At 62.1% G+C, this 1366-nt stretch carries 4 protein-coding genes; 3 read left to right on the forward strand and 1 reads right to left on the reverse strand.

Going from position 1 to position 1366, the window contains the following annotated elements; genetic code table 11:
• From L9Z73_RS30585 to L9Z73_RS30595, 3 genes are all read left to right on the forward strand, one after another.
• A partial coding sequence (locus L9Z73_RS30585) for an LrgB family protein (RefSeq protein WP_247408694.1) occupies positions 1–150 on the forward strand: 150 nt, incomplete at its 5' end.
• 21 nt (positions 151–171) lie between these two features.
• Entirely contained in the window at positions 172–762 is a 591-nt protein-coding gene (locus tag L9Z73_RS30590; RefSeq protein ID WP_247408691.1) for an LON peptidase substrate-binding domain-containing protein, read from the forward strand.
• Positions 763–864: 102 nt separating this feature from the next.
• On the forward strand, positions 865–1080 hold the full coding sequence (locus L9Z73_RS30595; protein WP_247408692.1) for a hypothetical protein: 216 nt from the start codon (positions 865–867) through the stop codon (positions 1078–1080).
• Here L9Z73_RS30595 and L9Z73_RS30600 read toward each other — a convergent pair.
• Positions 1074–1366: phosphatase PAP2 family protein (locus tag L9Z73_RS30600; RefSeq protein ID WP_247408693.1), on the reverse strand; the 293-nt coding region annotated here is incomplete at its 5' end. The genes L9Z73_RS30595 and L9Z73_RS30600 overlap by 7 nt on opposite strands.

The following is a 1366-nucleotide window of genomic DNA, read 5'->3' on the forward strand; positions in this document are numbered from 1 at the left end:
ATGGCCCTGGGCATGACCGCCCACGCCGTCGGCACGTCGGTGGCCCTGCAGGAAAGCGAAGAATGTGGCGCCTTTGCGGCGCTGGCCATGAGCCTCATGGGCGTGGCGACGGCGGTGTTCCTGCCGCTGGCCGTGTCGGTGATTGTTTGAACCGGGTTTAAGGAAACCTTTATGAGTCTGGCGTTGTTCCCGCTCAACACCGTGCTATTTCCCGGCTGCACCCTCGACCTGCAATTGTTCGAGGCGCGCTACCTGGACATGATCAGCCGCTGCATGAAAAAGGGCGAAAGTTTCGGCGTGGTGTGCATCCTCGATGGCAAGGAGGTAGGCACGGCTGCGGAAGGCTACGCGCTGATCGGCTGTGAAGCGCTGATACGTGACTTCAAGCAGCAGGATAACGGCCTGCTGGGCATTCGCGTCGAGGGCGGGCGCCGCTTTCGTGTCCGCGACGCCGAGGTGCAGAAGGACCAGTTGCTGGTGGCCGAGGTGCAATGGCTGGAGGAGCTGCCGGACCACGCGCTGGAAGAGGAAGACGCCGATCTGCTGGCCCTGCTCCAGGCCCTGGCCGAACACCCGATGGTGGCCTCGCTGGACATGGGCACCCATGCCGATGGTCAGCAGGCCCTGGGCAATCAATTGGCGTATTTGCTGCCGTTCACTGAGGCCGACAAGATCGACCTGCTGCAACTCGATGATCCGCAGCAGCGGCTGGATGCGATCCAGATGCTGCTGGATGAGTTGCAAGGTGAGTTGTTCACCTGATCTTCGGAATTGTCTGGCGCTGCTTTCAGACTTTCCTGCGTTGCTCCCATCGCACTGGCTGAAATAGTTTCCGATCACACAACCACTGATCAGGGGATGAACATGATTCGGCTAGTGCAATCGGAGCAGGCGGCCTGGGACGTTTTTTTTGTCAGCATTACTTCGCAGTTGCTTGCGCAGGAAGCAACGCGTAGTCCGGAATACATCGCCGAGCGCGGCGCAGAAATTGCCGACGAAATGCTGCTGGAGCGGCGCGAACGCTGCGTCGAACGCCGAACCGCCCCAATTGACTGGATCGGTCCGGCCAAGGGTCAGTAGGCGTACCTGAGCAGAGCGTGCGGGGTGCCGGTAAAGGCGATGAAACCGAGCACCGCCACCACGGCGGGCAATACCAGCCACCAGGCTTTCTGCGGCATGGGCGGCAGCGGGCTGCGGTATTGGACCACGCTCAGGCTCAATGCGCAGACGGTCATCGCCAGCAGTGTTCCGGCCAGGATGTCGGAGGGCCAGTGGACGCCCAGGTAGACCCGCGACAGCGCGATGAATGCGGCGGGGAGGCAGCCCAGCAGCAGCCAGGTCAGGCGCATCGCAGGGGGTTGCAACG

Origin of the sequence: Pseudomonas emilianonis (genome assembly GCF_023072625.1) — a bacterium.
Lineage (GTDB): Bacteria > Pseudomonadota > Gammaproteobacteria > Pseudomonadales > Pseudomonadaceae > Aquipseudomonas > Aquipseudomonas paraveronii.

Coding starts and splice junctions, on each gene's coding strand:
- L9Z73_RS30590 (WP_247408691.1), top strand. CDS start 172: ATGAGTCTGGCGTTGTTCCCGCTCAACACCGTGCTATTTCCCGGCTGC.
- L9Z73_RS30595 (WP_247408692.1), top strand. CDS start 865: ATGATTCGGCTAGTGCAATCGGAGCAGGCGGCCTGGGACGTTTTTTTT.